This window comes from Thermoanaerobaculia bacterium, assembly GCA_035593605.1.
In the GTDB taxonomy this organism is placed as follows: domain Bacteria; phylum Acidobacteriota; class Thermoanaerobaculia; order UBA2201; family DAOSWS01; genus DAOSWS01.
In genome coordinates, this window is record DAOSWS010000002.1 from 52,916 (window position 1) to 79,366 (window position 26,451).

15 protein-coding genes and 1 tRNA gene are annotated in these 26,451 nt (G+C 53.1%); 11 read left to right on the top strand and 5 right to left on the bottom strand.

Features of this window, described 5'->3' with window-relative positions; genetic code table 11:
* The first annotated feature begins 239 nt into the window (after positions 1 to 239).
* The 3 genes from PLD04_01195 (at position 240) to PLD04_01205 (ending at position 12,262) form a co-directional block, all read left to right on the top strand.
* Positions 240 to 5,954, top strand: a complete 5,715-nt coding sequence (locus PLD04_01195) for a proprotein convertase P-domain-containing protein (GenBank protein ID HXK66933.1) — start codon at positions 240 to 242, stop codon at positions 5,952 to 5,954.
* 66 nt (positions 5,955 to 6,020) lie between these two features.
* Complete coding sequence (locus tag PLD04_01200) at positions 6,021 to 10,028, top strand: M28 family peptidase (GenBank protein ID HXK66934.1); 4,008 nt, start codon at positions 6,021 to 6,023, stop codon at positions 10,026 to 10,028.
* 47 nt (positions 10,029 to 10,075) lie between these two features.
* Positions 10,076 to 12,262: a YfhO family protein gene (locus PLD04_01205; GenBank protein ID HXK66935.1), complete on the top strand. Its 2,187-nt coding sequence runs from the start codon at positions 10,076 to 10,078 to the stop codon at positions 12,260 to 12,262.
* On the opposite strand, the gene PLD04_01210 is transcribed toward PLD04_01205, so the two are convergent.
* Together PLD04_01210 and PLD04_01215 are read right to left on the bottom strand one after the other, a co-directional pair.
* On the bottom strand, positions 12,237 to 13,934 hold the full coding sequence (locus PLD04_01210) for a hypothetical protein (GenBank protein ID HXK66936.1): 1,698 nt from the start codon (positions 13,932 to 13,934) through the stop codon (positions 12,237 to 12,239). The genes PLD04_01205 and PLD04_01210 overlap by 26 nt on opposite strands.
* On the bottom strand, positions 13,912 to 14,790 hold the full coding sequence (locus PLD04_01215) for a polyprenyl synthetase family protein (GenBank protein HXK66937.1): 879 nt from the start codon (positions 14,788 to 14,790) through the stop codon (positions 13,912 to 13,914). The genes PLD04_01210 and PLD04_01215 overlap by 23 nt, the downstream gene beginning before the upstream one ends.
* 40 nt (positions 14,791 to 14,830) lie before the next feature.
* Between PLD04_01215 and PLD04_01220 the strand changes: the two genes are divergently transcribed.
* Together PLD04_01220 and PLD04_01225 are read left to right on the top strand one after the other, a co-directional pair.
* A complete protein-coding gene (locus PLD04_01220; protein HXK66938.1) occupies positions 14,831 to 17,992 on the top strand; it encodes an ABC transporter substrate-binding protein in 3,162 nt (1,053 codons plus the stop codon).
* Positions 17,968 to 18,462, top strand: coding sequence for a DUF456 family protein (locus PLD04_01225; protein HXK66939.1), 495 nt, complete (start codon positions 17,968 to 17,970; stop codon positions 18,460 to 18,462). Before PLD04_01220 ends, PLD04_01225 begins: the two co-directional genes overlap by 25 nt.
* 20 nt (positions 18,463 to 18,482) lie before the next feature.
* Here the strand turns inward: PLD04_01225 and PLD04_01230 are convergent, their stop codons facing one another.
* The gene (locus PLD04_01230; GenBank protein ID HXK66940.1) at positions 18,483 to 20,453 is read right to left on the bottom strand and encodes a GreA/GreB family elongation factor; all 1,971 of its coding nucleotides are present in this window, start codon (positions 20,451 to 20,453) and stop codon (positions 18,483 to 18,485) included.
* A 69-nt stretch (positions 20,454 to 20,522) separates the two neighbouring features.
* Here PLD04_01230 and PLD04_01235 point away from each other — a divergent pair, with 69 nt between their 5' ends.
* The 3 genes from PLD04_01235 (at position 20,523) to PLD04_01245 (ending at position 22,660) form a co-directional block, all read left to right on the top strand.
* Positions 20,523 to 20,951, top strand: a complete 429-nt coding sequence (locus tag PLD04_01235; protein HXK66941.1) for an OsmC family protein — start codon at positions 20,523 to 20,525, stop codon at positions 20,949 to 20,951.
* A 94-nt stretch (positions 20,952 to 21,045) separates the two neighbouring features.
* The gene (locus PLD04_01240) at positions 21,046 to 22,134 is read left to right on the top strand and encodes a hypothetical protein (GenBank protein HXK66942.1); all 1,089 of its coding nucleotides are present in this window, start codon (positions 21,046 to 21,048) and stop codon (positions 22,132 to 22,134) included.
* A complete protein-coding gene (locus PLD04_01245; protein ID HXK66943.1) occupies positions 22,118 to 22,660 on the top strand; it encodes a DUF4416 family protein in 543 nt (180 codons plus the stop codon). Before PLD04_01240 ends, PLD04_01245 begins: the two co-directional genes overlap by 17 nt.
* Here PLD04_01245 and PLD04_01250 read toward each other — a convergent pair.
* Positions 22,634 to 22,705 (bottom strand) — tRNA-Val (locus PLD04_01250). The genes PLD04_01245 and PLD04_01250 overlap by 27 nt on opposite strands.
* Positions 22,706 to 22,825: 120 nt before the next feature.
* Between PLD04_01250 and PLD04_01255 the strand changes: the two genes are divergently transcribed.
* Positions 22,826 to 23,989: a histidine kinase dimerization/phospho-acceptor domain-containing protein gene (locus tag PLD04_01255; GenBank protein ID HXK66944.1), complete on the top strand. Its 1,164-nt coding sequence runs from the start codon at positions 22,826 to 22,828 to the stop codon at positions 23,987 to 23,989.
* Entirely contained in the window at positions 23,982 to 25,328 is a 1,347-nt protein-coding gene (locus PLD04_01260) for a sigma-54 dependent transcriptional regulator (protein ID HXK66945.1), read from the top strand. Before PLD04_01255 ends, PLD04_01260 begins: the two co-directional genes overlap by 8 nt.
* 56 nt (positions 25,329 to 25,384) lie before the next feature.
* Here PLD04_01260 and PLD04_01265 read toward each other — a convergent pair whose 3' ends face one another.
* Entirely contained in the window at positions 25,385 to 25,774 is a 390-nt protein-coding gene (locus tag PLD04_01265; protein HXK66946.1) for a hypothetical protein, read from the bottom strand.
* A gap of 213 nt (positions 25,775 to 25,987) precedes the next feature.
* Between PLD04_01265 and PLD04_01270 the strand changes: the two genes are divergently transcribed.
* Entirely contained in the window at positions 25,988 to 26,446 is a 459-nt protein-coding gene (locus tag PLD04_01270; GenBank protein ID HXK66947.1) for a universal stress protein, read from the top strand.
* Positions 26,447 to 26,451 lie beyond the last annotated feature (5 nt).

The window sequence follows — 26,451 nt, forward strand, 5'->3', positions numbered from 1 at the left end:
ATTTATATCTTGAATCGTGTATATAAATTATAGTGATATTTGCTGATATAGTATTAAACGTCTCGGAGGGGTTGTTTTTCCATTAAAAAGCAGCTTTTTGCGAGGTGAACTGATCTGGCTGTACTGAAATTTTACCTGGAGGGTGCATCATGCAAAGAGATTCTTTTATGAGGCAATGGTTATTCATTGTCATGGTTCTGGTTTTTTCGCTTTCAGCTTACCCTTTTAGAACGAAGGAAATGAAGTCAGCACTGGACGCAATGACCTATATTGCACCAGAGTTGCGGGTCAGTGAAACCGGGGAAGATTATGAGGAAATAAGAGAAACTTTTGCAACGTCGAATGCTGTTCAACAATTTCTCAATGCTAACGGAGGAGAATGGCGTGCCTACATCGATTTGCGCCGCGGAGTTCCCTCACTCCTCGAAGGGAAAGGGATACCCTTTTTGCCCGGCCTCTCGAACAATCTCTCCTGGAATTCATTTGGGGCTGACTGTTCTTCGATCCAGTGCATTCCCAAGGAAAAAGTCGAAACCCTCGCGCGCAATTTTTTGGAGCAGTACCAGGGTCTCTTCCCGGTCAGACAGGATGAGCTGGTTTTAGATCCGGATGGTACCGTTCCAGTCTGGGAATCGATCTACCTGATCCGCTTTCAATGGGTTATGGACGGGATCCCTGTAGAACGCGCTTCCATCTATTTCATTATCAACAATGGAGGTTTGATTCAGATTTCCTCCAAGAGGATTGCACCTATCTATCTGAACACTACGCCCACGCTCACAAAACAGGATGCCTGGCTGATTCTGGATCGTTATCTGGGAAAAAACTCTGTTACAAATGACGATGTAATTCTCGATGCCGGGTCGCTTTCGATCATTCCAACAACAAAAAAGGGGATGGATACCTTCAAATATTCAGGAACGATCGGATCCATGGCCGACTATCGTCTGGTCTATAAAATTGCGTTTCGCAGGTCCGGACTGGATGGAACCTGGGAAGCTTCGATCGATGCTCACAGTGGAGAATTGCTCCGATTTGTTGACATCAATCGGTATGGAAGAATTCACGGAGGGGCCAAGACTTCGGACGGTGTCCCCATGGATGAAGACCGGCCCTTTCCTTTTGCCGATACGGGTCTGGCTTCCCCGAACCAATATTCGGATGCGCAGGGAAACTTTTCCGGTGACAACGCCACTTCTACCCTGACCGGGAAATATTGCACGATCGCCGATGCCTGCGGTTCGATCAGTAATACCACAACCACAGGTGACATGGATTTTATTACGGATCCTTCGGATGAATCGGTGACAGACTGTTCGGTACCCCCGGGCAACACTGGCGGTTTGGGAAATACTAAATCCGCTAGAACCCAGTTTTTCAATTTAACCGCAATTAATTTAAAAGCGCAGATCTACAATCCATCCAACACCTGGCTTACCAGCAGTTCCATTACAGCAGAAACTAATGACGGCACAGATTGCAATGCGTACTCAAGCGGCTCATTAGTTCATTTTTACAAACGAATCGCAGGTAGTTGCAATAATCTGGGAGAAATTCCCGGCGTATCGATGCATGAATGGTCACACAGCTATGATAATTATGACGGGTCGGGTGGCGACTCTCCGCCGCTTGAAACCTATGGAGACTTCGCGGCGATTGTACAGACCCACAACTCCTGCACAGGTGCAGGATTCCTGATCGGGGTCAACTGTCATGGGTATGGGGATGCCTGTACAGACTGCACCGGTGTCCGGGATTGTGACTGGGCTAAACATGCTTCCAACACACCGTGGACTGTTTCCAACAATGCCGACAATGGAGGCACGGTCTGGGATTCCTGCGGGACGGGGAGCTACCAGGGTCCGTGCGGTTGGGAGGACCATTGCGAATCCGGAATTTCGACACAGGCGTTGTGGGATTTCGTCTATCGGGACCTGCCGACGTACAGCGGCATGGATTTAACTTCAGCCTGGATGCTGGAAGACCGTCTATGGTTTACGGGGGTCATTACCCTCGATGATATGTACACCTGTACCGGTTCCTCCTCAAGTGGATGTACCGGGAACACGCTATACAACGTTATGCGTGCTCTGGATGATGACAATTCCAATCTTAACGATGGAACACCTCATGCGCAGGCGATCTATCAATCCCTTGCCCGGCATCAGATTGCCTGCGGAGCAGCAGGAGATGCTGCAAACCAGAACTACAGTACCTGCCCAAGTCTGACTACACCGACGCTCAGCACTGCAGGTGGGAATAATTCTGTCACGCTTACCTGGACATCGGGTGGATCCAATGCCACCCGGTATTTCGTATACCGAAATGAATCAGATTGTGACGTAGCCTTCAACAGGATTGCGGTCGTTAATGCACCAACATTAACCTATGTGGACGATGCATGTGTGAACGGCTATACGTACTATTACCGAATTCAGGCTGCCACGAGCAATGACGCCTGTGTTAGTTCAAGCAGTAACTGCGCCACTGGTATCCCTGTTGAATGTACAGGATCTCCGATCCTGGACTCTTCCCTTTACAACTGCAGCTCAACGGTCATTGTTTCCATTGGTGATTCCAGTGCACCTTCTTCCCCCTTCACTGTCGATGCCTGGTCTACTTCAGATCCCACGCACAGAGCTGTGACGGTTTCAGGCGCTGGTTCGCCCTACACGGGATCCTTTACCATAACCAGCGGAGCTGGGGGACCTGGTGTTGTACACGTTGAACATGGTAATACTCTCTACGTGGAATACACCGATCCGGATAACTGTGGAAGCGGAACGCTGGCCGTTCAAGCGACGGCACTGATTGATTGTTCCGGTCCGATGATTTCCAACGTGAATGCCATCAATATTTCAGGTACGACGGCAGATATCGTATGGGACACGAACGAAAATTCGGACAGTGAAGTCACCTATGAAAACGCGACGCCTCCTGTATCCGGCTATGCCAGCGACTTTGCTCTCACGACTTCTCACTCCGTCCATCTGACCGGACTCAGCGAATGTACGCAGTACTATTTTTACGTCGAATCGACGGACCCGGCCGCGAACACCGCCATGGACAACAACAGCGGCAGTTACTACACGTTTAAAACGGTGAAGAACACGCAGCCAACCTATACGAACACGACGCAGGTACCCATTCCAGACAGCAACACCACAGGCGCGAGCTCGGTGATTAGCGTTCCCGATGACAAGGTGATCAGCGATGTCAATGTGACCGTCAATATTACCCATACCTATGATGGAGATCTGGAGATCCATCTCATTGCCCCGGACAACACGGACATTATCCTTTCCAATAACAGAGGAGGTAGTGGGGACAATTTCACCGACACGGTCTTTGATGACGAGGCGTCGACAGCGATTGCTTCGGGTGCAGCGCCCTTCACGGGAAGCTTTATCCCGGACCAGGCTTTGAGCACGTTTGACACGATGAGCGGTCTGGGGGACTGGACGTTGAAGGTCATTGATTCCGCGGGTGGCGATACGGGGACGATCGACAGCTGGTCGATCGAGTTCACCTTCCCCGCGGGCGTCTGCCCCGACTCGAACGGCTGGATCCAGCTGGACGACGTGGTATACGGCTGCAACAGTCCGATGGAGATCACGGTGCAGGACGCCGATCTTCTGGGAACGGGGACCCTGGGTGTAGAGGTTTTTTCCGACACCGAATCAACGCCGGAGACGGTGAGCCTTACGGAGAACCCGGCGAGTTCCGGGATCTTTGTGGGGACATTTGACACGACCAACGCGGCGCCGGCCGGGGGAGATGGGGCGGTCAGCATCTCCCATGGGGACACGATCACGGCGCGGTACATCGACGCCGATGACGGGTTGGGTGGCACCAACGTGCCGAAGACGGACACGGCATCGGCGGAATGCCAGCCGCCGGTGATCTCCAACGTGCTGATCAGTAATATTACGGGGAACAGTGCGGAAGTGACATGGGATACAGACAAGAACGCGGACAGCACAGTCGTCTATGAAGACGGGATGCCGCCTTCGGCCAGCACGGAGTTCGACGGGACGCTGGTTATGTCGCATTCAATCGTTCTGACCGGATTGACGTCATGTACGACATACTATCTGTACGTCCAGTCGGCGGATGTCTACGGAAGCACGGCAACCGATACCAACAGTGGAAGCTATTACAGCTTTACGACGATTCAGAATTCCAATCCGACCTATGCCTCCGCCGATGTTCCCAAGGCCATCAGTGACTACGCGACGGTCACCTCCACGATTGACGTACCGGACACGAAGGCAATTGTGGATATCAATGTGTTGATCAATATCACCCACACTTTCGACGGTGACCTGGACATTTTCCTGATCGCCCCGGACGATACGCGGGTGGAGCTGACGACGGACAATGGGAGCGGTGGGGACAACTTCGTCGACACGATCTTCGACCAGGAAGCCGCGACGAGCATCACGGCGGGAGCGGCACCGTTTACGGGTTCCTTCCGGCCGGAAGGCGACCTGTCAACCCTGTATACCAAGATGGCCAACGGAACCTGGACGCTGGAAATTTACGACGATGGAAGCGGGGACACGGGCACGTTAACGGGATGGAGCCTGATCTTCACCTTCCCTGGAGCTGCGTGCGGTCCCCATATGACCTACAGCACGCACGCTCTGGTGGCGGATACCTGCACGGGAACAGGAGGAGCGGTGGACGGAGTCTGGGACGCGGGAGAGCGGGTACAGTTCAGCGTGACGGTGGAGAATGACGGGACCGTGGACCTGACGAACGTGACCGCGACGGTCACCGCGGTTACCGCGGGAATGTCGATGGTGGATGGGTCCGCCTCGTTTGGCGCGATCGCCCGCGGTGCAACGGGACTCTCCCAGGGAGATCATGTGATGGTCCAGCTGCCTCCGGGGCTCTCCTGTGGGCAGATGGTGGATTTTTCCATCGAGATCACATCGGACCTGGGAACCACATGGACGGACACGTTCAGCCAGGAGCTCGGGTCCTACTCCGGAGGGACGGTTCCGATCTGGATTGATGACTTTGAAACAGACAGAGGCTGGACCTTCTCGAGCGCAGCGGGAGAGTGGGAGCGCGGGGCGCCTCAGGGACTCGGCGGTTCGGCGAATGGAGGATCGGGGAATTCCGATCCCTCCGCGGCGGTATCCGGCACGCGGGTACTGGGCAATGACCTCAGCGGTCAGGGGAGTTATTCGGGCAACTACGAGGACTCGATTACCACGGCCTCAACGGCGACCTCTCCGGCCATTAACTGTTCGGGATACAGCAACGTCCAGCTTTCCTTCCAGCGATGGCTTGGGGTTGAATCCTCCACCTTTGATCATGCCCGGGTACAGGTGTCCAATGATGGGACGAACTGGACAGAGGTCTACGGAAACCCCTCCAGCAGTTTCAGTGACTCAAGCTGGGGGTTGTTCACGTACGACATATCCGCGGTTGCGGATGACCAGGCTGCCGTTTATGTCCGATTCTCCATCAGCTCGGACGGCTCGGTTCGCTATTGCGGGTGGAATATTGATGATGTGACATTACTCGGAGACATTCCTCCGGTCTGCAACATGAACATCTGCACACCGGGGTCATCGGGCCCGACGCCGATTCCGGACGGGAGCGGCGGATCGACAGCCGTGATCGTTACCAAGGCGAATACCACGGGATCCCAGCTGACGGTAACATGGGACGACATGTGCTCCCCGGCCGAAGCGGACCTGATCATGGGGCCGTTGAGTTCGATTGCTTCGTACACGGTATCAGGATGGCAGTGCACGTTGGACAACCCGCATACCTGGGACATCGGATCAACAACCAATGTCTGGTTTGTCCTGGTGGGGGAGGACGGAAGCGGGACGGAAAGCAGCTGGGGAACATCTGCCAGCGGCCAGCGAAATGGTACGACCATGAGCGGTGTCTGCGGTCACAGTGCCAGGGATAATAACGGGACCTGCCCATAAGAGGTTTTACAATGATCATAACGGGGGCGGTAATCCGCCCCCGATTGTTTTTCCAGGAGGGCTTTAATGCGGGGACGATTGAAATTCTATGGTTGCGTACTATCATTGGTTCTGGCTTCACAGCTGTTTGGACAGGCCTTAATTCGAATCGAGCGGAAAACCCAGGAAGATCGAATTTTTCTTCTCGACCACACGGTTCCAATTATTGCGGAGTTTAACGAATCCTTTCTTGTACTGGGTGAGCCGACGGAACTCGTCGATCGAATTCAGTCGATGGGATTTGAAGTCAAGATGTTGGATCCCGATGTGAAAGGGTACACCTACTACCAGGTTGGACTTCGAAACGGCTGGGTACCGCAGGACCTGGAACTCTGTGGAGAAGCAATCCACTACGAGGAAAACTGGGCCATTGTAAGGCAGAAGGGAAAATCCAATGAAAAATGTTTTGAGTCCCCGTACCTCATGGTCGCTCCGATCCGTCTTTCGATCCTGAAACCCGCACGGCCCGCGCCTGCTGTAAGACGCTCGCCACCACAACCACGCGACGTGAAACCTCTTGTTCAGCAAATGGTAGGAGAGGCGACGTCGACCCTGATCAGCAACCAGTGGGATTTTATTATCGGGGGCCTCAACCAACCACCCGATTATGGAACTTATACGACTCGGAACTCAAACACCGCTGGATGCCAGACGGCCGTGGAGAACGTCGCTGCACGCTTTCGGGAGTACGGCCTCGATTGGGAACTCTTTGACTACGGGAGCTACCCTCCTGATGCCATCGGAACCCTTCCGGGGGTGGTGACTCCTGACAATGTCTTCATTGTCATTGGACACATTGACGACATGCCCTCTTCGGGTGCAGCCCCCGGCGCCAACGATAATGCAAGCGGTACGGCCACGGTCACCGCCCTGGCCGAAGTCATGTCCCGGTACCGATTTGAAAACACAGTTAAATTTCTTGCCGTAACCGGGGAAGAACAGGGACTCCATGGCAGTACGGCCTATTCCGATCGGGCATCCACGGAGGGCGAAGCCATTCAGGCAGTCCTGAATGCCGATATGACAGGCTGGGATGGGGGCAGACCCGCGACCGAAAATGTCAATATCAACTACAACGCCTCTTCCCTGTGGCTTGCCCAGGCCATGCAGCAGGCGGTCCAGGATTATGCCACGGGAAGCCCTGTAAACCTGATCAGCTGTTCCTCCCTTACGGCAAGTGACCATGCCCCGTTCTGGGCCGATGGATATTCAGCGATTTGCGGCATCACGAACAACGAGGGGTATTGCGTTTCGGGTGAACCCAGTTACCAGACTTACTACCACACAAGCAATGACACCAGGGCGAACTGTGGAGACCCGAACTTCTTTTATGGTGCCGTGAGGGCTTACCTCGCCACGCTGGCCGACCTGGCTGTGCCTGTCTGCAGGATTCCCGATCCTCCTCTTTCTCCTACAGCAGTCAAAAACGGTGACAATCGAATAGATCTAACCTGGACTTCTTCAGAATCCGGAGCGACGTTCGAAGTGTTCCGTAGTCCTGGGGGTTGTTCATCCGACAATCCATGGACCAAAATTGGCGAGACAGCTTCTACATCATTTAATGATATGGATGCTTCGGGTGGAGTGACGTATGGGTACAAGATTCGGGTTACTGATTCAACAGGTTTTTGTACTTCTAATCTTGGAGAATGTTCTGAGGGTATCACTACAGGTTCCTGCTATGAACCGATGGTGTTCAAGGGGATTCAAAGCGTGACCAACTCGGGGAGTGATCCATGCGCTCTGGATCTTGCCTGGGATGATGCAGTCTTATTTTGCGGAGGTTCCGTCTCTTATACCCTTTATCGATCCACAGTACCGGAATTTACTCCCGATCCTTCATCTTTGCTGATTTCCGGTATTCCCTTTACCTCGTTCCGGGATATGGATGATCTGGCGCATAATACGACCTATTACTATATTGTCCACGCAGTGGAATCCGTTAGTGGGACGGAGGATAACAATGTAGTCGAAATATCCGGAAGTCCCTATGGACCCGGTGGAGGAATTCAAACCCTCTTTTCCGATGGTTTTGAAACCGATACGGGCTGGACGGTCGCCGGATCGGGAGAATGGCAGAGAGGCACACCGCAGGGACTGGGTGGGGAGCACGGGAATCCGGACCCTTCCGCCGCCTTTGCCGGATCCTATGTCTTCGGAAATGATCTCTCCGGAACGGGGACCTATCCAGGCGATTATGAAGCCAGCCTGAGTGCTACATCGATCACTTCCCCCGCCATCGACTGCTCGTCCGCTTCCAATGTGCAGCTATCCTTCCAACGATACCTTAACGTGGAACAACCTCTGTACGATGGTGCAAGCATCCGAGTTTCTACAAATGGAAGTACCTGGAATACTGTCTGGTCTAGCTCCGCCACGATTACCGACTCCTCTTGGAGCCTGCAGACCTATGATATTTCGACATGGGCCGATGGACAGTCCACAGTCTACGTTCGATTTCAGATCGATAAATCAGATACGGCATGGCAGTATTCAGGATGGAATATCGATGAGGTAAAGATAGAGGGTTTTATTGATGCTGATTGTACTCCTGGAGTCGTGTGCTACTCAAACCCTTTAGTAAATGTTGTCGGTGACGGTCCATTTACTCTGTGCGAAGGCACGGATCTATTACTATCCGTGAATCTTTCCGGTGGCACGGGTCCATTTCAATACCAATGGACCCGGGACGGTGTGGACCTGCCAGGCGAAGATGGGGATACTTACACCGCCAATAACACCGGGACACATACCTACAACTGCCTTGTCCGCAGTACAGGATGTTCCGTGGACGCCTACGACCCGACGCCCACAACCATCACCTGGAGAACGGAACCCTCCTTTACCGGAATCCAGAGTGTCACAAATCCAGGAGAGGCCACCTGCTCTCTGGACTTGACATGGTCAGCGGCAACGTCCTACTGCGGTGGACCCCTTGTGTACCGGATCTACCGGTCCACTTCGACACCGGTCGTTCCCGGTCCCTCCACCCTCATTGCCACAGTCGCGGCTCCTGCAGTTACTTACCGGGACCAGGCCGACCTTGTGAATGGAACGCCCTACTATTACCTCGTGCGGGCAGAGGACAATGGAGTTGAAGATTCCAATGTGGTGGAACATTCAGATGCACCTGATGGTCCGGGTGGCGGGGTGCAGGAGCTCTTTTCAGATGACTTTGAAGATGCGGGAACCTGGTCTCAATGGACTGTGACGACCGGCCCCGGGCCTCACACCTGCGGTCCATGGAGCCGTGTAAATAGTGTGGATCAATTACCTGCATCTGGAAGCGGCTACTACGCTCTTACCAATTCGGACGCCTGTGGAAGCGGATCCACGACATCGACAATCCTCACCAGCCCGTCGATTGATTGTTCAGTTCCCGGGCTGCAAACTGTAACATTATCAGTAGCCTATTATTACAATTACTACAACGGAGATGATGCATCCATCCAGGTTTTCAATGGTTCAAGCTGGATATCTGTCTGGAATGATTCCAACACGGATGAGGACAGTGTTCTGACAGATCTGGATGTAACCATTCATGCTCTGGCTGCTGGCTCAGACTTCCGGATTCGTTTCAGTTACCAGAATGCCTCCTACGACTACTGGTTTGCTGTGGACAATATTCTTGTGGAAGGTTTAATTGCCAACGGCTGCACGACTGCGGCCTCTGGGCCGAAGTCGATTCCCGATGGATCGATGGGGACCGATCCCTTCACCGTTGTGAAAACGGACATGGCCGGTCAGACGCTTGAACTGGATTGGGATGCAACCTGCACACCCGACCACGTGAACGTGTTATATGGAAACCTCGCCAGTCTGTCTTCCTACGCGCTCCAGGGATCGTTCTGTGATCTTGTTTCCAAATCGATTACCGTGGGCACTCAGACCGATCTCTGGATGGTTCTGGTTTCCGATGACGGGTCGGGAACGGAGAGTTCGTGGGGACAGGCTGCATCCGGCCCCCGGAATGGAGAATCGGCCAGCAATCAATGCGGGGATTCCGTCAGGAACAACGCGGGCAGCTGTCCCTGACCCTGTCAGGAAGGGAAACGCACCGGACGCCGTGCTAGACTACATCCGTGCGTAAGGTTCTTCCCCTTCTGATTCTGGTTCTCCTTCACGGAGCCCTGTTCTGGAAATATTATGTCGGGATCGAGCTTCCCATTCACCGGGATCTAGTCTATCAGCACATCCCCATGAAGGTGGAGGCCGGACGCCAGTGGGCGGCCGGGCACCTCCCGGCCTGGGATCCCAATACCCTCAATGGCCAGCCTCTTCTGGCCAACCCGAATTACGCCTCATTCTACCCATCCACATTCCTGATGGGGTATGGAAAACCCGTACCACGGGCCTGTGGTGTTCTTCTCTTTCACCATCTCTTTCTCCTTCTGGGGTGGTATGTGCTGGCCCGCCGTCTGCAGCTCACAAATCCTGTGATCGTCCTGACCGGCACCATCGTGGGGTTTGCCGGACCCACGCTGAGTTCGATGGCCTATTTTAATATGCTCGCAGCCATTTCCTGGATTCCCTGGCATCTTGCTTCCTGGACTGTAAAGCAGAGGTCATGGAGAATAACCCTGGCAGCCGTCACTCTTGCCCTTATCGTGCTTGCGGGATTTCCCTTTGCAGTTCCTGCAGCGCTTTTTCTTGCCTTCTTCTTTCTGATCCTGAGGGGTGACTATCGCTGGAAGACCCGTCTCGCTGATCTGGCCATGGCCGGTATTCTTGCTGCAGGGTTGGGAGCCATCCAGATAGTGCCGGCTGCCGCCATGGTCGGAGACACTCTGAAGGCTGAAGCCATTCCGTACAGCGAATCCCTCGGTTATTTCTCCTTTTATCCCATTCGCACTCTGGAATTTGTCTTTCCCGCTATCTTTGGAGATCCAAATGGGGAACTCTCTTCCCAGTACTGGGGATCATCTTTTGCCGATTCCGGAAATCCCCTGATTGCCTCGCCATACATCGGTATTGTGACAATCATTCTTCTCATCTTTTTCCTGAAGAAACGGCGGGCCTGGGTTCTGGGAGCTCTGGGTGTGATTCTGATCCTTTCGTGGGGCCGCTTTGCCGGTCTCCACTGGCTTCTGACGACTCTGATTCCGCCCCTGGGTGGATTTCGTTTTCCGGAAAAATATCTTCTCCTCCTGCCCTTCGTAGCCGCTCTGGGGATCATGGTTCAACCCGATTTTTCGAACTTTACGCGAAAAGTACGGTATCTTTTTGTCGGTCTGGCATCGATTCTGACCGGTGTGGGCCTCTTTGGCGTCGGTATGGTATCCCGTATCTTCTCTGTTTCCGACCCGGTATATGCCTCCGGTATATTGCGAATTCAATTCCTGGTTTCCGCCATTCTTCTGGCTTTTCTTGCGATGGAACGAAAAAGGGCTGGAGGGGAGCATAAAAGAAGCTGGTTTCTCGCAGGACTTATCGTATCGGATCTTCTTTCCTTCCATGCAGGTGTCATGCCCGGCGCAGAAAGCAACATGGTTTCCTCACCCCCTCCGCTGGTCAAGGTGCTGAAGGAAGAAAACGCGGGAAGAATTTTTCATCTCCTGGCATCGGAATTTCAACTGGATGAAGAAAACCAACTTCAGGTTGACTCCTTTTATCGCGGATTTGACCGCTTCGCCTGGGTCGCTCTCTTTCCCCGCTCGGGAACGCTTTTCAACCTCTCCTATGCCCTGGATCCTCCTATCGATAATATGGCCATTCGGTTCATGGGGATGGAAGCTCTGAAATCGATGAACCATGACTATGTGGATGTTGAACTTCTTCGCCATCTTGGTGTGACACATATCTTTCATGTTACAGATCCCTTGCCCTTTCCAACGGAACGGAGCCATCCCTTTCGAGGATTCACCCTCTCTCAGATTTCCGGCGCGTCGCGCCTGTGGCTGGAAGATGACACGGGAAAGATCGAAGCCGTACAGGAGAACCGCCATTTTGAACCGGGACGGGTGGAGTTTCAGGTTGATATCCCCCGCGAGGGACTCCTTTATACCGATATTACATTCACAAGTGGCTGGCAATGTAATGTGAACGGTTCTGGCGCGGATTTGGAAATGTCACCCTGGGGAACACTCTCGATCCCGGTCCGTCCTGGAGCGATCCAGGCGGAGTTCACGTACATGCCTCCGGGATTCCGGGCCGGGATGGCGATCTCCGTACTGACCGGTCTTGTTCTACTTCTGATGGTGATCTGGAGCTTCCTGAGAGTCTACGGGAAACAGAGTGAAGGGCTTATTGAAGATAGCCCAGGGACCTGAGCTCCTCCAGAGGAGGTCGGACCCCGGAAGAGAGGGAGTTGTCCCGGGGCGGGAAGGTGGAGACCGTTCGGATCTCCGATCCATTCCATGGGTCGGCAAAGGTGGGACGAACCATGGAAACATGGACAGGCAGATGTAACCATTCGAGGATGGCGGGAGTGATTTCCATGGATGTGACGGTCTCATTCATGATCCCGGGGGATTCGGATGGATAGAGACACAGGTACGATGGTGCGGAGCTGGTGCGACCCGGATGGAGAATCAGAATGACCCGAGTGGTTTCACTTGCAAGGTCTGCGAGAGCCACACCCAGATAGCGAATTTGATCTGTCAGTAGATTTTCCGTTTCCAGCAGGTCGGAAAGGTCATTCCGTACTGCGGCATGAAAGGCGATATCACACCCGGGCAGGTAGAGAACTTCAAGAATCGGGGGGTGATTTTCTCTCATGGCCCGTAAGGTTTCCAGGGCTATCTTGTCCAGGGCAAATCCAGGGGCTCCAGCGGGGATCGTGTCGGGAATGTTTTCCTCGATGTTCCCGGGTTGAAAGGCTTTCGACTTTTCTCCACTCAAACGATGAAGGAGTTCCAGGTTGGATACGATCCTGGGAGATTGGTTCCATGGTGGCCAGCTGGACCAGGTGTTCACGACATTCGACGGGATTCCGGCCGATGCGCTCCACTCCCACAGGGTCGGACACAGGCGTGCCGTGTGGGTTGAGATGGATCGACGCGCAATCCTGAGTGTTCTGAGGATGGAACTGAGAGGCAGACGGGTAAAGGGTCTCTCGATTCCCAGCACCTGAATGGCATCAAGAGTTTGAACGCCATTCACGGCAGCTGGAAATCCTGTGGTGACCTCTGTCCAGTTTACGGCGGGTATGGATCGATAATCATCGGTGTACGGAACGATTGTAGAGCGGGAAAGAATCGTCTCCAGCTCGGAAGAAAATTTTGCCCCGCGGATGCTTACACCATCCAGGATCACTACCATCGTTCTGGGAGGCATGGAGGATAGAGTCGGAGGAACACCCTCCTTGAAACCCGGTAAGGAGGGGGAAAGGTACGTGTTGCCGGCTATCACGGCAACGATGACAAAGGTGAGCAGGGCCCCAATCATCCACGGTCGTGCCCTTGTCAGGTTTTCAATGGGAAGGTGATACCGCGTCAATGTCAGTGTCATTAAAGCAGGGGTCAGGATTGCATACACCGCAAGGGTGAAAAAGAGAAGGGCGATGGTGGGAATCGACAGAAGCCCTGAGGGCATAAAGATGGGTTTCCAGAGCATGAACGCAGAAATCAGACTGACCGCAAGTCCCAGAAGACGGGAAAGTCGGATTGGATGGGTGAGGGGTTGTACACGGAAAGCTGCCCACAGGATTCCGGATAGAGAGAGGTAAAGGAAAAAAAGGAACAGGGAAAGAACGGGAAAGTAATAGATGGAGAGAAGAAAAGTCTCCGGCCGTGGATCCTGAATCAGAATGGCGGCTCCCAGCAGGATCGAAAGGAGAGCTCCGGTAAAGAGTGCGGCCAGGATTTGAAGTCTTACCAGGCCCCGTCCCGACTTCAAGTAGTCCTGGAGTCGACGGACAAAGATGCGTCCGACGGGCGAAGTCAGATATCCTCGGCTGACCAGGAGTTTTTTAAGATCGTCAGGAGCTTCGCCGGCGGACATGTTCAACCAGACCTTGGAGGAGCGGTGCTCCTCCGGGAAACGTTCGTAACGTATCCTCCACGGTTTCAAAGAGAGTATCGACAGCCTCCCTGCACCGTTCCACGCCGAATAGGTCAACGAATGTTTTTCGATGGGGAGTATTGGTCTCCTTCCCGGTGATGGCTGGAGTGGAGAGAACATCCAGAAGGTCATCCTGAATCTGAAATGCCAGGCCGAGATTTTTCGAAAATGTCCGGATCCCTTCCAGGTGTTTGAGTTTTGCCTGAGCCGCGTAGGCTCCGCAGGACGCGCTGGCTACGAAAAGTGCCCCGGTTTTATGAGAATGAATGTATTCCAGAGAGTGAAAATCGATGTGCTCCGGAGGGTGCAGATCCTGAACCTGTCCCCCCACCATTCCCGAAAAACCTGTTGCACGACTCAGCGTTTCAATGTAATCCCGGACCGCATACCGCTCGACGGGCAGTCCATGCACGGCTGAAGAGACGATTTCAAAGGCTCTGGATAGCAGGCCAAAGGCTGCAAGGATGGCGATATCTTCCCCATGAGTCCGATGGCAGGCTGGTTTTCCTCGCCGCATAATTGCGTCATCCATGCAAGGCAGATCATCCAGGATCAGCGAGCTCACATGAACAAATTCCATGGCACATCCCAGATCAAGCACACGCTCTGCGTTAAGTCCAAAGGTCTCCGCAGTAGCCATGGTCAGAAGCGGGCGAATCCGTTTCCCCGGCGCTGTTACCGATTCGATCGCAGCCGATGCAAGTCTTTGTGGGACGGATGACTCCCCCAGAGCCAGAGCCTGTAATCGGTCATGAATTCCCGGGAGCCATCGTTCGGAAAAATGCTGAAAAGACATAGCCCTTCATTATATCAGGTTAATATGCTACGATGATTTTGTGGCGATTCACCTTTTTACGTCATTTATCTGTTTCTTTTTCTTTTTGATTCTCCTTCCCCTGGTTCTTCCTCCCGATGCCTCGTTCTTTTGGACGGCATTTCTGGGATTCCTTGTAATCGCCGCTCAATTCATTACCATGCAGATCATCGTTGCCCGTCAGCTGAAGCGGAGATCGAAGGGGGTTCGGGAAGTCATTGACCGAATTGTTGCGGGAGATCTGACATTGGGGCGTGGAGAAATCCGGGAATCTGTCCGTTCTTCGATGCTGACCGGAGGTCTTATGGGGCTTTCCCGCGGGATTGGTCGCCTTCTCCGGAGATTCCAGGCAGTCCAGGATCAGTCCCGCCAGACATCCGTGAAATTGCACGAAGCCGGCCTTGCGCTCACCCGTTCGGCAGTTGGCGGCTCCTCGGCTCTGGATATGACGGCCGAGGCGATCGGGAGTGTGTATCACTCCCAGAGCTCTCTGCACGAATCGATCGAGAGGCTGGGAGTTGCGGGAGAAGATACTGCCTCCAGCATTTTACAGATGAGTGCATCCCTGGAAGAGGTATCCCACTTTGTTCACAACCTTTTCTCCCATGTTGCCCAGGTGAACGAGGCATCAGAGGATATCTTTGCCTCCATTCGTGATGTCCAGGAGCACATTCAGCACCTCAGTTCCTTCGGTATCGAGACCGCTACATCGATGCAGGAAATGCGGGCTTCCATCGAGGAAATCGACCACCATTCTCAGACTACCTCTCAGCGTGCAGAGGAGAGCCGGGCCGTGGCCATGGAAGGAAAGACCATGATGGGGACCATGGTCTCTGCCGTAGACAAGGTACAGGATCAAATGGGTAAGATCCAGGAAACGATGGGGAATCTGGAAGAAAGAACGCGGCGGATCGGAGATGTGGTTACGGTCATTACCGATATCACCAAACAGACAAATCTCCTCGCGCTGAATGCTGCTATCATCGCAGCTCAGGGAAAGGACAAGGGAAAGGGGTTTGCTGTTGTCGCCGAGGAAATTCGGGATCTTTCCGAGCGTACAGCTCACTCCACGGAGGAAATCAATACCCTTGTGAGCGGGATTCAACAAGTTGTGAAGGCGCTCGGGAAGGAACTGAACCAGGGTACAGAATCCATTCGGTATTCAGTATCCATGTCCAGAGACATCGCTACCCGTTTTGATCAGGTCTTATCCGGTCTTGAAATCTCCCTGGGTTCGATCAGTCAGATTGCGACAATGACCCGGGAGCAGAATCGAAACAGCGACGATGTCGCCAGAGCTGTTGAGGAAGTATCTGAGCGGATTCAGGAAATGAACCAGACAATGAATCGCCAGGTCGAAAAAACTCGTTACCTTTCCGAATTCAGCCGGAAAATTGTGGAAGGCGTGACTCATATTCAGCGTTCGACGGAGGAACAGAGTAAGAGTTCCGCAGTCATCATGGACGCAGTGAACCATATGAAAGGGGGAATCCATACCCTGGCTGAGGCCAGCGACCACATCGTGAAATCCAATGCCATGATCATGAAGGCTCTGGGTGAACTGAAGCAGACGGTCAGCCAGGTCATGGAGCGTTCTTCCGCTGTCCGCATGCTTTCTGACGCAATACAGGCAGGCTCTGCCGATCTAGAGACGGTGGTTTCCGCCTTTCAGAGTCCGGAGCCCAGGCGGGGAGGAGAATTGAAATTCCACATCGCCTGGAAGGGCGAGATGCGATTTGATCCCCTTTCCGTTCGATATATGGAAACAAGCCAGGTTACACGACATATTTTCGAAACTCTCGTAGACGTGGATCGGTCATCTCTTCCTGTTCCCCTTCTTGCAAGATCATGGGAAATGGGGGATGGCGGGAGAACCTATACCGTCTACCTCCGGGACGGGGTCGCTTTTCACAACGGGCACAGATTCACTTCAAAGGACGTGGTATGGACCTTTCGGCGCCTGTTGATGCCTGAATCCCCCTCCCTCAACAGGGAATTGTTCTGCTGTATTGAGGGAGCCAGGGACTTTATGGAAGGACGATCCGGCGATCTTCCCGGAGTCTCGGCTCTGGATTCCCTGACCGTGCAGTTCAGGCTTGACGAACCCCTGACTCTCTTCCCCATTCTCCTGGCGATGAATGATACGGCCATTGTCCCGGCTGATGAGGAGGGTCCGGCCCTTGGATCGCAGGAAAATCTTCCGGGTACGGGTCCTTTTCTCCCGGGAGAGGTGAAGGAAGATGATTGCATCACGCTCCTTCGAAACGACCGATACCACCAGCCCGGCTCTCCGCTCCTGAAGGAAGTCCATCTCGACATCCACCATCGCTCTTCTTCCGACATTCTCGAGCGTATGTCGCAAGGGGAGCTGGACATGGTGCTGGGTGTTCTCCCCACGGAACTGCCTGCATTCCTGGACCGTGGTTTTCTCCACGTCAATGCACCCACTCTCCGAACGACCTTTGTCGCCTTCAATCAGGAATATGAACCCCTCCAAAATGCCAGAGTCAGACAGGCATTAAACCTGGCCATAAACCGGGATCCGATTAATCAACACCTCTACGATGGACACGGGATACCTGCATCTGGAATATTACCGCCCGTGCTTTCGCCTGCCGGGCGTCCGGAAGGATATGTATACAATCCGGATCTGGCACGGGACCTTCTGGCAGATGCCGGATTTTCAAATGGTCTCCGTCTTTCCATATGGGTGCGGGAGGAGGAAGACCTGGCTGCTACGCCGATTCCGGCAATTCTTGAGGATTTCAGGACTATCGGAGTTTTTGTCGACGTGGAACCCATGAGTTCCAGCGAAATTCAGCGCAGGCGATCCAAGGGTCAGCAGAGCCCTCTCTTCCTTACCGGATGGTATGCGGATTATCCCGATCCGGACAGTTTCTTTTCTTCTCTCTTTCTCCCTGAATCGGATGCGGTGAACCTGCACCTGGACTTCCCCGCCTTTCACCAGAAGATTGAAGCGGCGCGCCGGGAGCCGGATATGCGAAAGAGAAGAGATTTGTATGGAGAGCTGAACCGGATTGCCAGCCGCGAGGCTCTGGTTCTCTTCCTCTTCCATCCCTCCGAGGTTATTGTGTATTCGGAAAGGGTACAGGACGTCTTGCCCGCAACCATCCCTCCCTTCCTTCGCTTTGGCAGGCTGTGGCTTCAATCGCAGGCATCCTGATCTGGACCCTGGTTCTCTTTCTCTTCCTCGTCGGTCTGATCGGGGCTGTCCTTCCCGTACTTCCCTGTACACCCTTTGTCTTTGTGGGGATCCTGATCTATGCCTGGTGGACGGGATTTGAGGTAATTACACCGCCATGGCTTATCGGATTTGGAGTTCTGACTTTGCTCAGCGTGGGATTAGATTATCTCTTTTCCGTTCTGGCTCCCCGTAAGATGAAAGCCTCATGGTGGGCTGTTTTCGGTGCGGCGGTGGGCCTCTTTGTGGGTCTCTTCTTTGGCCTGCCCGGTATTCTGCTGGGTCCGCTGGTGGGAGCAGCACTTTTCGAGTATATTCACAGCCGGGAGACCCTGCAGTCCATGGGTGCCGGCATCTCCACGCTGGTCGGATTCATTCTGGGAACCATGGTGAAGGGATCCATCGCGTTCATCATGATAGCGCTCTTTTTTATCCGGATCTGGACGGCATAAACAAAAGCCCCTGAACTGTGCTACCCCGCAGGCTCGAATGGATCGATAGAAGTGATGATCCATAGAGAGCCCAGGACATTGACTTGCTCACCCTGTGTCTTGTCCAGTAATGATGCACCGAGTTCGGATTCGTATGAATAGACATCCGATTCAGGGTCACTTTCCCAGGGTCCCAGAATCGTAAGTGTCCGTTTACCGCCGGATGGATTTTCCAGCGTAATGCGGGTTCCCACACGGACTTCCTTTACGGGCGATGGGGGTGGGTCGATGATGCGCACTCGATCAAGATCGGATCGCAATCGTGCAGCCAGAACCTGTAGATGTTCGTATCGCTCCCGCCCCGATTTGTATTCAAAGTTTTCCCTCAGGTCTCCCATCGCCGCAGCTTCGGAGACGGCTTTTCTCGCTTTAGGGATTTCCTTTCGCATGATCTGTTCAAACTCTTTTTCCTTCGCTTCCAGTGATGCGCGTGTACACCAGAGTGCGGAATCGGATTTCGCCAGATCCGGAAATGCCATGAGAAACTGGGCCCGGATGGCGTCATACTGAGGGAAGCCTCCATGACGGCTGGCCGTTTCATCAAGAAACTCAAGGACTTCTGCGGCTTCGTCCTGACGTATCTTACCTCGCAGAAGACGAACGGCCCCTCCTTCCGGTCCCCAGAGAGAACCCAGATCCGTGGTCAGTGTGTCAAACGCAGGCAGTGTGAAAGCTTCAATGGCGGCCTGGAGCAGCCCTGAGGTGAGATGGCCGGCCAGATCGGTGATCACAGGATCCTCACCAATGAGATTCATGAGGAAAATAAAGGCTCGAGGAGCCTCTGCCGGTTTTGAAAAAATATTGTCGGCAGCCTTTTCGTCCTGGAGCCTGTTCCAGATCTCTTTCAGACAGTCTGGATGCGCCTCCACCATCAGTAACTTGCTGAGGACCGCCGGGTCCGAAATGACAGGAAGGATTTCCAATCGTTCCCTGTACCCCGGAAGAGACGAATAGAGGATCTCGGGCGAGTGGGAAAGAAAGATATCCTGAATCAAGGGCGCCGTTTCTGGACTATGCTTCTGCAGGGCCTTCCACGTGCGATAGGTTACGACCGGGTCGGATTTATCCATTTCGTCCCTTAGCAGGCTCAGAAATCCCTCTTTCAGACCGGGAAAGGCGGGAAGGTTGGTGTTGATAAACGTGAGACGGTCTTTGGCATCCATGGATTGTGCCATGCGAAGAGGCTCCTCAGGGTCCTTCGCCGGGCGGTAACTGTGACGGCTTCCCTGAGGAATGGTGATGAAGGGAATTTTTTTTCGAACGTCATCCCACCAGCGCGGGATCTCCTCATCCTCCAACAAGCCTCGAAGCATGGTCCGAAGATCATCCACGGTCACGGAGACATCCCGATCCCGAAAGACCGAATCGAGATAGGCACGTGGATCATTCAAAATCTCCGATCTCTGATCTTCCTTTGATGATTTCGCAGTGCTGACTCCCGAAGAAAGAACTGTGAGAAATTTGGTGGCCGCTCGAAGAGGAACGGAAACGGTCTGTCCGGAATCCAATCGAACTTTGAAGACACCAAGATTCGAGTTGAATTCAAGGATCTTTCCCGGTTTTCCCTGGAATTTTACGATCGACTCCGGAGTCAGTTCGAGTAATTCCTCCAGAGTGGAGAGGATCTTTCTGGGACTCTTGCGATAATCCTTCTTCATGTGGGCCATGATGTCCTTTACTACAGGATGGCCGGGATGACATTCCAGAAAGTGGCTCCAGATATTCTCCCAGTCTTCCTTCCCCTCGGGAGCATGTTCAAGTCTCCACTTTGCCACTTCCCAGCGGGAAACATGGTTTCCCCGGGTGGCAAGGGTTTCATCCAGGAGTGAAATATACTCGGGTATCTTCTTTCGTTCTTCGCCTTCCAGCGCAAGCAGAAGGGAAAAGATGGACGAAAGATCCTCCGGCTTTTCTTCCAGCATCTTCAGGTATTGGAGTTCTACATCTTCCATGAATCTATTATATCGATAGATGCTCAGAACTGCACGGATGGGATGATCCTCCATGCTATAATCCGTGCCATGACCAAGCAAGCCCGTTGTATATGGACACGAAATCTTCAGTTTGTCGCTGAATCGGACAGTGGACATGCGGTAGTCATGGATACGAGCCATGCCGATGGCATGGACAGTGCCTCCACACCCATGGAACTCATCCTTATGGCTCTGATGGGATGCACGGGAATGGACGTGGTTTCCATTCTTAAAAAGATGAGGAAGGAACCCACTTTCTTTGAAGTCACCTGCGAAGCGGAATGGGCCGATGCCAAGCCTCGCTATTACGAGACCATTCACCTCCACTTTCGGGTGTCGGGCCCCAAAGTGGACGCTGCCGCTCTTGAGAAGGCCATCGATCTTTCAAGGGAAAAATACTGTTCCGTTTCCGCCCAGCTTTCGGGACGTTCGAAAATCACGTCGGATTTCGAAATCTTAGAACCACAGACCGACTGATATCCTCGATTGGGAACTTCGTAGAGAATCGGGAGTCTCCCTTATGAGAAGGGAGAGGTTGATTCGTATTCCATTCCCCGGTAAAGTTTCTATTATGAATAAGGATTCCCTTCGCTTACTCGTCATTCTTGCAATCGTTTTCGTGGTTATTGCCGTGATCTATAACCTTGGCCATCGGCCCGTCGTCGTGCAGGTGCAGCCGGTGACCGCCTGGGTTGTTCTCCCCGATGGGGAATTGTACAGCAACGGTAAGGTGATGTCGGGACCCGGACCCCTGGATATCCATGCGGTTGTGAAAATGGAAGAAGCCGGGGGAAAATACTGGTACGCAACGGATGTGGCTCGTTTGAAGCTGGATGGAGCCATAATTCCTGAAACCCTCATCCGATCCTGGACCGATCCCGATGTGGGTGTTCGAATCGTTTATTTTTCCGTTGAACCCGAAAATCCATATTACCTGGTCAACACCGAAGAAGATCTTTCTGCGATTCAATTCAGGCACTATTATCTTGCCGGCGGGGAGTCCATGTGGTCGTATACGGGGCCCAAAGGCGCGAAGAATGTTCAGACTTTTTCCGAAGCCCCGGTGGGAACATGGGCGGGAGAAACCCTTGGAATCGGTACCATGCGATTCAGGGTTATGGTGGACTTTTTCCGTCCCGATGCTCCCATTAGTTCGGTCCGCAGAGTCGCGTCTCCTGGAAAGGATCAACTGGATTCTGTCCCGACTCTGATCTCCGGTCTTGGTGATCCGTCCTCGTCTCTCTTTGCTCTGTCAAGTTACGCCAACCTTCCCGGGGCGGGGTTCGGGTCTGAGGTCAGTGAATCCGTGCGTGGGAAGCTGCTGGAGATGATTCAAGCCCGCTGGGTGTATGGAACCGTGCTGTGGACGAGGATCCTGAATCGATTCCCTGATCCCTTCAGGGTCTATTTTGATGGAGGAAGGGTTCTGCATGGAGAACACTCTCTTCAATGGAACCGGGATGTTTTTCCGGGGGATATGTTGTCCATGCCTGAGAGTTCCTCACTTTTAATCGAAGATGATGGAGATGGATTTCTGACGGCAGATGACCGGGTCATGACCAAGGTACAGGGACCGATGTGCGTTACAACCCTCCAGAGCTCTCTTCCGGGAGAGACCTATATGATATTTGTGCCGACGGGCCATGAGCCAGCCAGGTAAGGTCCTTCCCTGTTTCTTTTTCTGTGGATGCATTCACGGGATGGATGCACTCACTCCGGAAGTCAAACAGGCGCTGGAGGATCTTTTAGGCGGGATTGACAGTCAATCCGGTCTGATACCCTTTCAGGAAACGGATCATTATCGTGCCGAAATGGGAACGGATCTGTCCCGAACCTTTTTTATAAGGGAAGAACTGCGTTACGATCCGGAAAAGCTCGTGGAATTGAAGCTCAAGGCGTGGGAAATCGAGAAGACATTCTCGTCTGAGGGCAGGCGATTGATTAACCTCGACCCCGGGTATCTGAATGCTCACCAGGTCGTGATCGCCACATTCAAAAACTTCACCCACAGGATCTATCTGGGCCGCGGCGTCTTTGCTCACATGGAGTATGTATTCAAATCGGGGAATCCTGTTCCCCTTCGATGGACGTACCCCGATTTTCGAAGAGATGATTATCGGGAGTTTTTCAGGACGGAACGAGGTCGGTACAAAAAAAAGTGGGAGGTACAGGATTTGAACCTGTGACCCCCTGCGTGTAAGGCAGGTGCTCCACCGCTGAGCTAACCTCCCGTACCGAGAATCCTAAAGGATGAAGGACGGTAAGTCAATAGAAGATTTGATGTACCGAAGAGTGCGTTCAGCCGGTGTCCCTTTTTCTCTCCCCTCCAGGAACGTTATAATAGGCTTGTGATGCGAAAAGAACACTGGGTCCTTCTTCTTATTTTGCTGAGTCTTGTTCTGTGCGTGTTGCTTATCCTGAATGGACTGGAGATCCATCGTTCAATTACAGGACTTGCTCTCGATTCCCTCGAATCGATTTCAGATAAATATGTACGGGAACTCAGAGGGTGTTCCGGCGGAGGTCATATCCGGATGGACAGCCTTCAGGCCTGTATGGACCGTCTGCAGCAACGTGAGGCCGAGTATCTTCAATATATCGTTCTGGAAGATCAGGAGGGAACTGAAATCATCCGAACCTCCGATGGCGAACTGGGAGAACCGGCCATCGAAGTCCGAAGAATTCTGCATCGCCGCTTACCGGGATACAGCGTGAATTTCGGGTTTCACGAAGACCTGCTTGGCCAGTGGCAGCACCTCGGACGCCGTGCCTCGTCGATCGCGACACTGCTCGGGCTTGCATTTATTCTCTTCGGAGGTCTTGCATCGTATGCCCTGATAAAAAACATACGGTTGAGCGAAACGGTAATGAGGTCCAGGCATCTGGGTGAGGTGGGGATCATGGTTGCACAGCTGTCGCATGAAATCAGGAATCCTCTGGCTTCCATTCGCGGCCTGGCTCAAATTCTCGAGGAAGAAGTCAGGGAGCCCGAGTTGAAGAACCATGTTGCGACCATAATTTCAGAGACGAGCAGGCTGGATCTTCTTGCCCGGGATCTGCTGAGCTTTTCCCGGCCCGCGCGTCCGGTTCCGGAAAAGCTGAATGTGACGGATGAAACTCAAAAAATTATCGCCGATCTCGGGATTATTCATGAGACAATCCTGGAATGCCCTTCAGAACCCTGTGCGGGAAGGATGGATCCATCTCATTTTCGTCAGATCATGGAAAACCTTCTCATGAATGCCTGCGACGCTACAAAGGGAACGTCCCCCGTGGAAGTGAAGATTCAGGAGCAGGGAAAATACATTATCACGGAAGTGACCAACAGGGCTGAGAACGTTCAGGCTTCCGACCTGGATTCCTTTTTTACGCCCTTTTATACGACAAAATCAGGCGGCAGCGGACTGGGCCTGTCCGTGTGTAAAAAATTGGCAGAGGCAAACGGTGCAATTCTCCATGCGGAGCTCAAGGCCGAAGAATTTGTTTCGCTTACCCTGAGGATTCGACATGAGTAAATTGAGAATCCTCATCGTGGACGATGAGCCGGGTGTCCGGCAATTTTTAAAGGCGGCACTGATGAAGGAGCATACGGTATCCGTGGCTGCAGGCGGGGAGGAAGCGATGGCGATGATCGACCGGGACTCTTTCCACCTGATGATCACCGATCAGAGGATGCCAAGAATGACCGGAATCGAGCTTCTGGAACGGGTACGGACGAGGTATCCGGAAGTGTCAATTATCGTCCTCACGGCGTATGGTACCCTGGAAGAAGCCGTTGAAGCCATGAAGCTCGGGGCACTCGATTATATTACGAAACCGCTGAGCTCTCCGGAAGAATTAAGATTGAAAATCCGACGGGCTGCAGAACGTATCCGACTCCAGAACATAATCCAGGTTCTGGAAGGTGACCCCGATCGAACCCCCGATATGGAATTCATCTTTGAAGATCCAGTGATGGTGAGAATCGTAGAATTGTGCCGACGGGTCGGTCCGGACCGTGCTTCCGTTTTACTGTCTGGAGAAAGCGGAACAGGTAAGGATGTACTCGCGCGGTTTATCCACCGTCTCAGCCCCCGAAAACATGAGCCCTTTGTGGTTGTCAACTGCGCGGCCTTTTCAGATACCCTGATTGAAAGTGAATTATTCGGCCATGAAAAGGGAGCTTTTACCGGCGCTCACACGACCCGGCCCGGAAGATTTGAGACAGCCGATGGGGGAACGCTCTTTCTGGATGAAATTGGGGAAATTCCACTTTCCCTTCAGCCAAAACTTCTTCGCGCCCTTCAGGAACGCACCTTTGAACGTCTGGGATCCAATCGGCTGATCCATGTGGATGTCCGGATTCTAGCCGCCACGAACCGGGACCTGGAAGAATCGGTTCGTCGAGGTGAGTTTCGTGAGGATTTATATTTTCGCTTAAATGTCTTTCCCATTCGTGTTCCTCCGCTGCGGGAGCGGAAGGGAGATATTCTCCCTCTGGTTCATCACTTTCTCTCGATAGCATATCGGCACCGGGGAAAAGAGGTACCTGCACTGGATAAAGAGGTACAGAAAATTTTCAAAGAATATAGCTGGCCCGGGAATGTAAGGGAATTATCCAACCTGATTGAGAGGCTTTCCATTATCCATGAAGGAACAGTCCTGACTCGGGATATGATCCCGGGATTTGTGGGGACCATGGAACCTCCTCCCAGGGTGGAAAATGGACTGGTACCCCTGGAGGAGGTGGAGCGAAACCATATCCTCTCCGTACTGCGGTTGTGCAAGGGAAATCGGACCCATGCGGCGGAAGTTCTGGGGATCTCCCTCCGGACGCTTCAATATCGCCTGAAGTCGTATGGACTGACGGTATAAAAAAGGAGCCGCCATGAGGCGGCTCATAATATACAGGATGGAGGCGCATCCTGCTCTTACTGGCTTTTTGGTTGGTTTCCTGATGAGTTATTTGGTTGTACTGCGGGTGCCCCCTGCACCTTTCCTTTCTTTCCGGCCCTGTGCCTCTTTCCGCTCCCGTCCTGAGGTCCACTGCGATAGGCCTTTCCCTTCAGCGATGCCTGACCCGCCCCTTTCCCTTTGTTCTTTTGCGCTGAAGCGGCGCCCTCATGTTTTCCGTGCATGTTTCCTGAACAATCCTGAGGCCCCGTCCGGTGACCGTTTTGCAGGCCCACGGGGTTTTGTTCGGATACGCTGGACTGCTGTGTGCCGGATTTCTTCTGGCTGGTTCCACCATCTGCCGCAGGAAGAGCCATGAGAGATCCGGAGATAATCAGGATTGCCCCGATCAATCCAGCTGAATTCACCGTATCCTTCCTCCAGTTCGAATTGTTCATCACTCTGTACCTTAAGCAAAGCGTATGCCAGGTTTGTTAAATGGAAATCCATGCTGATCTGCAGGGGAGAGTCAGTCATATTCGCGGACAGGTGCAAATCCTGCATCTCCAGGCACGCAATATTTGCGCACCCCTTGAAAGCAGGCCATGAATGTGCGATACCTAATAGGGAAGGAGGGAATCATGGAAACTCACTACCATCGAATTCTGGTACCTCTTGATTTTTCAAAAACGAGCGAATTTGCATTTGCGCATGCATACAGGCTGGCCTGTGATTACGGCTCAACGCTGTTACTCCTGACCGTTCTGGATGATCGATTTCCCTATCCCGAAATATTTTCATTTGATCAGCCCAACGAAGACTATTTCCACCACCTGAGAGATCGTGCCCGGCACCATATCGAGGAACTTGTGCAGGCAATGGGCCGATGCGAGCTTCCCTATGAAATCCTGATTCTTCGGGGAGATCCGTCCCGCGAAATCCTGGACGTGGCTTCCAGGGAAGGAGTGGATCTTATCGTGATGGCAACCCATGGTACGACCGGGCTGACCCACTATCTTCTGGGAAGCGTGACCGACAAGGTCGTCCGAAAGGCACCCTGCCCGGTTCTTGTGGTCAGAAAAAAAGAATCAATCGGGTAAGAATC